The sequence below is a fragment of the Methylobacterium indicum genome (genome assembly GCF_001043895.1).
GTDB classification, from domain to species: Bacteria; Pseudomonadota; Alphaproteobacteria; order Rhizobiales; family Beijerinckiaceae; genus Methylobacterium; species Methylobacterium indicum.
In genome coordinates, this window is the sequence record NZ_JTHF01000209.1 from 1 (window position 1) to 7220 (window position 7220).

A 7220-nucleotide genomic window follows, 5' to 3' on the forward strand; every position below is an offset into this window, starting at 1 on the left:
GTTCAGGCGAGGTCGTCGCCCAGGACCTCGCGGGCCCAGCGGAAGGCGCCGTTCGCCGCCGGCACGCCGGCATAGATCGCGGTCTGGATCAGCAGCGCCTGCAGCTCCGGGACGGTGACGCCGTTGCGCAGGGCCGGGCGGACGTGGAGCTTGAACTCCTCCTCGCGGCCGAGCGCCACCATCATGGCGAGCGTCACGAAGGAGCGGGTCTTCCACGGGATGCGCGGGTCGCCCCAGACCTCGCCCCAGGCGGTGCGGGTGATGAAGTCCTGCCACGGCCCGGCGAAGTCGCCCGCGGCGTTCAGCGAGCGCTCGACATGGGCCTCGCCGAGGACGCTCTTGCGGTTGGTGAGCCCCGCCTCGAACGCCACCGCGCCGGTCGCGGCCTCCGGTGCCTCGCGGTGCCGGTCGAGGAAGCCGAGGAGATGGGCGGCGGTGGCCTCCGGCTGCTCGACGGAGAGGAGGTGGGCGGCGTTCGGCAGCACCACCAGCTCGGCGTGGCGGATGCCGTCGCAGATCTCCTGCGCCATGGCGGGCGGCGTCGCCGGGTCGTCGCGGCCGGCGATCACCAGGGTCGGCGCGGTGATGCGGTCGAGGACCGGGCGCAGGTCCATGCGGCCGATGGCGTTGCAGCAGACCGCGTAGCCGGCCGAATCGGTGCCGGTGAACTGGGCATGCACCGGCGCCACCGCGTCGGGGGACGAGGCCGGAAAATTCGGCGTGAACCAGCGGGTCATCGTCGCCTCGACGATCGCCGCCGTGCCCTTCTCGCGCACCAGGGCGGCGCGCTCGTTCCACGACGCCTCGCTCGGCATGAAGGCGGCGGTGGCCATCAGGGTCAGGCTGATCACCCGGTCGGGATGGCGGCTCGCCGCCGCCTGGCCGGTCATGCCGCCGAGCGACAGGCCGACCACGTGGGCGCGGGGGATGTTGAGCGCGTCGAGGAGCCCGATCAGGTCCTCGGCGAGATCCGCGACCTCGATGGGCTGGTCGCGCACCTGCGAGGCGCCGTGGCCGCGGGTGTCGTAGCGCAGCACCCGGTAGCGGCCCCGCAGGTAGGGCACCAGCGGGTCCCACATCGCCAGCGAGGTGCCGAGCGAGTTGGAAAAGACCACCACCGGCGCGCCGCTCGGGCCGGACAGCTCGTAGTTCAGAAGGGTGCCGTTGGCCTCGATCTGGGGCATGGGAACCTCGTTTTACGCGGAATGCAGGAAAGCGGCGAGGCGCGAGACGTCCGCCAGCGCCCGGTCGGCGGTGCGGGCCCCGGCCCGGATGGCGGGGCCGAGGTCGAAGGCGGCGTCGAGGTCGGCGCCCGCCGTCTCGGGTCTCGCGCGCAGGACGGCCTGGAGCGAGCCCTGTCCGTCGCGGACGGCACCGGCGGCCTCTTCCACCAGGGCGTGGGCGGCCTTGGCACCGACCACCGGGCTCAGCCGGCTCGCGGCGGCATCGGCGAAGAGCAGGCCTTGCGTCACGTCGAGGTTGCGGCGCATCCGTTCGGGATCGGGCACCAGCCCCTGCGCGAGGCCGCGGGCTTCGCGGAGCGCGCCGGAGGCGAGACCGAACAGGGTCGGCAGGGCGTGCCATTCGGCGTGCCAGGCGCCGGCCGGACGCTCGTGGGCCGCCGCCATCCCGTCGAGCAGCGTCAGGCTGGTGCCCTTGGCGGCGCCGAAGGCGGAGAGAATCACCGTCGAGGAGACGGGGTTGCGCTTGTGCGGCATCGCCGAGGAGCCGCCGCGGCCCGGCATGTAGGGCTCGGCCACCTCCCCGACCTCGGTGGTGGCGAGATGCGCGACGTCGGTGGCGAACTTGGCGAGCGCCCCCATCAGGAGCGCCAACCACGAGCCCGTCTCGGCGATGCGGGCGCGCCGGGTGTGCCAGGGCGCGAGGTCGGGATGGAGACCGAGCGCGGCGGCGAATCCGTCGCCGATCGCCTCCGCTCTCTCGCCGAGGCCGGCGAGCGTGCCCACGGGGCCGCCGAGCGAGGCGGTGAGCACCCGCTCGCGCAAGGCGGGAAGCAGGGCCGCCACCTCGGCGATGCCGAGCGCCCAGATCGCCGCCTTGAAGCCGAAGGTCACGGGCGCGGCGTGTTGGCCGTAGGTGCGCCCGACGCAAGGCGTCTCGCGGTGGTGGCGGGCCAGAACCGAGAGCCCGTCGAGGATCGCCTTCAGGTCGGCCGCGACGAGGTCGAAGGCATCGCGGATCTGGAGCACCAGGGCGGTGTCGGCGATGTCCTGGGTGGTGGTGGCCTTGTGGAAGGCGGGCTCCAGTTCCGGGGGCAGGGCCCCCTGCACCGCCTTGACGAACGGGATCACCGGCACGCCCGAGACGGCGGTGCGCCGGCCGAGCGCGGCGGGGTCGAGCGCCGTCGACGTGACCGCCTCGATGGCGGGAGCGAGGGAGGGCGGCACCAGGCCGGCCTCCGCTTGCGCCCGGGCGAGGGCCGCCTCGGCCCGCAGCATCGCCGCCACCCGGGCCTCGTCGGCGAAGACGGCGCGCATGGCGTCCGTGGCGAAGAGGGGCCCGAGCAGGGCGGAGTCGAGGGCCGAGAGCGTCATCGGATCAGGCCACGGGCTTCAGGTGGAGGGCGGCACGGGCCTCGGCCGGGGTCGCGACCTTGCGGTTGTTCCGCGTCACCATCTCGGCGGCGAGCGACACCAGCTCGGCGTTGCTCGCGGCGAGCCGGTCCTTCGTCACCCGGATGTTGTCCTCAAGGCCCGTGCGCACCGCGTCGGCCCCGCGGGCCAGCGCCCAGTTCATGACGCGGGCCTGCTCGCGGCCGATGCCGGCGGCGGTCCAGGTCGCGCCCGGGATGACGCGCTTGGTCTCGGCGAGCAGGATGTCGAGCAGGTGCTCGTCGGCCGGCATCGCGTTCTTCACGCCCATCACGAACTGGACGTGAGGATGGGCATCCATCAGCCCCTCCTCGATCAGCCGCTTCGCGCCGTGGATGTGCGAGAGATCGAAGATCTCGATCTCGGGCCGGATGCCGTTCCTGTGCATCGTGCCGGCGAGGTCGGTCACGAGGGTGGCGTGGTTCTCGTAGACGATGCTCGGGAAGTTGACCGAGCCGGTCGAGAGCGAGGCCATGTCGGGCTTGTGGACCAGCGAGAGGCCGCGCGCGCTCGGGTCGCGGCCGCGGCCGCCGGTCGAGAACTGCACGATCATGCCGGGGCAGTGCTTGCGCACGCCCTCCTGCACCGCCGCGAACTTGTCGGGGTCGGAGGAGGGGGATTCGTCGTCGTTGCGGACGTGGATGTGGACCAGGGTGGCGCCGGCTTCGAAGGCCTGATGCGTGGATTCGATCTGCTCGGCGACGGTGGTGGGCACCGCCGGGTTGTCCGTCTTGCGCGGCACGGAGCCGGTGATCGCGACGGCGATGACGACGGGGTTCATGGGGGTCTCCTGGCTTTGGTTGGTGTGTTGCGGTTTCCGCCTGATCTGTCCGATGCCAGTAAAACGCGGGATCCCCTCTCCCGTGTGGGAGAGGGGTAGGGGTGAGGGTGCGACGGTGCCGCAAGATGGCTGGACCGTTCCGCTGCCAGCACGACGATCAGCGATTCACACTGAAGCGTAGCACCCTCACCCCCGGCCCCTCTCCCACACCTTGCAGCGATACCGGGCGAGCCCGGCATCGCCTGGAGAGGGGAGGCGCGCTATACTTTTATCGGAATAGCCAAGCAGAAATCATAGGGGCGGTTACGATCACACGTCGAAGAACACGGTCTCGTTCGGTCCCTGCAAATAGATGTCGAAGACGTAGACGGTCTTCCCATCGCGCTCCTCGCGCCTGGCCAGCAGGCTGTCGCGCTGCTGGCCGCGCTCGACGAGGTTCAGCACCGGATCGTCGGCGTTGGCCGAGGCCTCGTCGGCGAAGTAGAGCCGGGTCTGGAGGCCGATATTGATGCCGCGGGCGGCGATCCAGAGGTTGATGTGCGGTGCCATCGGGCGATGGCCCTTGCGGCCGACGATCGGGCCGGGCTTCACCGTCTCGAAGGACCACACGCCCGTCTCGAAATCCGAGCCGGTGCGACCCCAGCCCCGGAAGCCCGCATCGAGGGGCTTGCTCTCCTGGCGGTCGGCCGGATGGTTGTAGCGGCCCGCAGAATTGGCCTGCCAGATCTCGATCAGCACGTCGCGCACGAGGGCGCCGGCCCCGTCGAAGACCCGGCCCTCGATCCGGATGCGCTCGCCCGCCGTGTCGGGCCCGGTGAGCACGTTGGTGAAGTTGGTCTCGAAGATGTCGAACCCGGCCTGGAGCGGGATCAGCCCGATATGGACGTAGGGGCCGGCGGTCTGGGACGGCGTCTCCTGGAGACGGACGGGAAGCGGCTGGACCATCGTCTCAGTTCCCCTGGAGCTTGTTCTCGAACAGCGTTTGCTGGCGGCCGCGCAGCACGATGTCGAACTTGTAGGCGAGCATGTCGAGCGGCACCGCGGCGCCGAGGTCGAGGGGGGCGATCAGGCGCTCGGCGGCGGAGCGGTCGGGGATGCCCTGCACCATCGGGTCGCGCCAGATCAGCGGGTCGCCCTCGAAGTACATCTGGGTGATGAGGCGCTGGGCAAAGCCGGAGCCGAACACCGAGAAGTGGATATGGGCCGGGCGCCAGGAATTGAGGTTGTTGCGCCAGGGATAGGGCCCGGGCTTGATCGTGCGGAAATAGTAGAAGCCGTTCTCGTCGGTGATCGTCCGGCCGCAGCCGCCGAAATTCGGGTCGATCGGCGCGAGGTAGCGGTCGTTGCGGTGGCGGTAGCGACCACCCGCATTGGCCTGCCAGAACTCGACGAGGGTGTGGGGGATGCCCCGCCCGTTCTCGTCGCGGACATGGCCGTGGACGAAGATCCGCTCGCCGATCGGCTCGCCCTCGCGGGCGTAGTTGAGGATCAGGTCGTTGTCGAGCGGACCGAGCTCGGAGTGGCCGAAGGCCGGGCCGGTCACCTCCGACAGGGAGGATTGCAGCGAGATCATCGCCCGGCGCGGCGAGCGCAGCACGCTGGTCTTGTAGTCCGGCGTGAAGGCCGGCGGGTGGATCGAGCGGTCCCTTTGCAGGAACTCGCTGTCGGCGTGGATCATCGTCTCCTCCTGGGCGCCCCGTCCGGGGCGTGGTGCGGGTCGTGCGAGGGTCGGCCCTCGGGTGTTCGAGATCGTTCGACGCGCCTGCCCCGAGGGGTATCACTCCCCTGCGGGGCGGGCCATGCCGGCCCTCAGGACATCGCCGGCCGGGTCGTGGCGGGCCGGCCGCCAAGCGCGCCGAGATAGTCCGAGAAGGCGCCGACCGAGGCCAGGTCGGCCGCCGCCGCCAGCAGCTCCGGCGCGATCGCGTCGCGCTGCATCTCGGTCAGCCGCAGGCTCGGACCGGCGACGCTGAGATTGCCGACCGCGCGGCCGGTCTGCGGATGCACGATGTTGGCTGCCATCGCGGCGGCGCCCGGCGTGTTGGTGTCCTGCACCCAGGCATAGCCCCGGGCCCGGGCCTCGTTCACCAGCGCCATCAGGGCGGCCACCGTGCGCGGCGCGTTGGGGCCGCATTCCTCGGGAGCCCCGAGGCCCTGGCGCATCACGAGGCTCAGGGCCTCCTCGTCGGTGAGGCTGGCGAGCCAGGCGATGCCGGTCGAGGTGGTGGAGAGCCGGGCTTCGGTGCCCATGTCGCCGTCGTAGCGCAGGCCCGTGCGGGCGCCTTGCGCCTTCGCCACCCAGACGAGGCGCGGGTAATCGACCACCGCGAGCCGCGCCAGCTCGCCGCTGAGGCCGGCCAGCCGGTCGAGCACCGACTGGGCGATGTCGACGACGCCGGTGCGCGACAGGTGCTTGAGGCCGAGCGTCGCGAACTTGGTAGTCAGCAGGTAGCGGCCGGTCTCGCCGTCCTGCACGACGTAGGCGTGCTCGGCCAGCTCCGCCAGGAGACGATGCGCGCCGCTCTTGGGGATATCCAGCGTCTCGGCGATGGTCTGGAGGGGCAACCCGCGCGGATGGTTCGCGAGGAGTTCCACCAGATCCAGGACGCGCCGCAGCAGGGAGCCGGCCATCTCTCGTGCTCGAAATCCGCGCTCGCAAATCTGGAACGCAGTTCTGGATTTGAACTCAGTTCCGATCTAAGTCAAGGGAGCGAACGAGGGGGGACGTCGGACATGCGCGGCACGGGCCAGCACGAGACCCTGATCGGCATCGCCCTGATGGTGAGCGCGGTGGCGGGCTTCGCCTCGATCGACGCCTCGGCGAAGTTCCTGAGCGGAACGATGAGCCCGTTCCTCATCGTGGCCCTGCGCTACCTCGTCAGCTTCGTCATCGTGGCGGTTTTTCTCGCCGCCCGGCGCGACATCGTCGGGCTGATGCGGACCCGCCGGCCTGGCTTGCAGGTCCTGCGCTCGCTCTGCCTCGTGACGGCAACGATGTGCTCGTTCGTGGCGCTCCGCTACCTGCCGCTGGCGCAGGTGACCTCGATCACCTTCGCCTCGCCGCTCGTGGTGGCGCTGATCGCCGGGAAGCTCCTGGGCGAGCGGGTCGGCTGGCGGCGCGCGATCGCGGTGCTGATCGGCTTCTCGGGGGTGCTGGTGGTGAGCCGCCCGGGCCTCTCCGGCATGCACCCGGCGGCCCTGCTGGCGGTGGTCACCGCCCTCGTCAACGGCATCTACATCGTGGTGACGCGGATGCTCGCGGCGCATGATCCGCCCGAGACCACGATGTTCTATACCGGCCTCGTCGGCTCGGTGCTGACCGCGCCGGCCCTGCCGTTCCTGTGGGAGACGCCGAGCGAGACCTCGACCTGGATCGGCATCGTCTCCGTCGGCTTCTTCGGCGCGCTCGGGCATTGGCTGCTGATCCTGGCGCATCGCCGGGCCCCGGCCTCGACGCTGGCGCCCTTCGCCTACGCCCATCTGCTCTGGGCGGTGCTCCTCGGCTTCCTGATCTTCGGCCACCTGCCGGACCACTGGACGGTGATCGGCGGCGCGATCGTCGCGGCCTCGGGGCTGTACCTGCTCTATCAGGAGCGCCCCCGGGTCACCCCGCCGGGGGAGGAGGGGGCGGTGTGAGGCGCCGCCTCTGAACTCTCCCCCTTCTGCATAGGACTGTCCGGGGAAAGACGAAGCGCAGGAAATCCCCTCTCCCCGCGGGCCTAGCATGTTCACACATCTCGGTTTGAGCGCTTTTCCCTCAAAGGCAGCGCGCCTCTCCTCCCCCTTGTGGGGAGGAGTTGGAGGTAGGGGTGGTGCCGGAGGAGACT

7 protein-coding genes are annotated in these 7220 nt (G+C 70.9%); 1 reads left to right on the top strand and 6 read right to left on the bottom strand.

The annotated features are described in order from the left end of the window. Window positions 1-2: 2 nt before the first annotated feature. The 6 genes from pcaDC to QR78_RS23260 form a co-directional block, all read right to left on the bottom strand. Window positions 3-1184 carry a bifunctional 3-oxoadipate enol-lactonase/4-carboxymuconolactone decarboxylase PcaDC gene (gene pcaDC, locus QR78_RS23235; protein ID WP_048429962.1) on the bottom strand — a complete coding sequence of 394 codons (1182 nt, stop codon included), beginning with the start codon at window positions 1182-1184 and terminating at the stop codon, window positions 3-5. A gap of 12 nt (window positions 1185-1196) precedes the next feature. Beyond that, on the bottom strand, window positions 1197-2555 hold the full coding sequence (locus tag QR78_RS23240; protein ID WP_048429963.1) for a class-II fumarase/aspartase family protein: 1359 nt from the start codon (window positions 2553-2555) through the stop codon (window positions 1197-1199). Between the two features lie 4 nt (window positions 2556-2559). Further along, complete coding sequence (locus QR78_RS23245) at window positions 2560-3393, bottom strand: 3-oxoadipate:acetyl-CoA acetyltransferase (protein WP_048429964.1); 834 nt, start codon at window positions 3391-3393, stop codon at window positions 2560-2562. Between the two features lie 309 nt (window positions 3394-3702). Then, a complete protein-coding gene (gene pcaG / locus QR78_RS23250) occupies window positions 3703-4338 on the bottom strand; it encodes a protocatechuate 3,4-dioxygenase subunit alpha (RefSeq protein ID WP_048429965.1) in 636 nt (211 codons plus the stop codon). Window positions 4339-4342: 4 nt separating this feature from the next. Then, window positions 4343-5071 carry a protocatechuate 3,4-dioxygenase subunit beta gene (gene pcaH / locus QR78_RS23255; RefSeq protein WP_048429966.1) on the bottom strand — a complete coding sequence of 243 codons (729 nt, stop codon included), beginning with the start codon at window positions 5069-5071 and terminating at the stop codon, window positions 4343-4345. 131 nt (window positions 5072-5202) lie between these two features. Next, the gene (locus QR78_RS23260; protein WP_048429967.1) at window positions 5203-6024 is read right to left on the bottom strand and encodes an IclR family transcriptional regulator; all 822 of its coding nucleotides are present in this window, start codon (window positions 6022-6024) and stop codon (window positions 5203-5205) included. Between the two features lie 102 nt (window positions 6025-6126). On the opposite strand from QR78_RS23260, the gene QR78_RS23265 reads away from it, so the two are divergent. Beyond that, window positions 6127-7029 (top strand): DMT family transporter, encoded by a 903-nt coding sequence (locus tag QR78_RS23265; protein ID WP_048429968.1) that lies wholly within the window; start codon window positions 6127-6129, stop codon window positions 7027-7029. Window positions 7030-7220 lie beyond the last annotated feature (191 nt).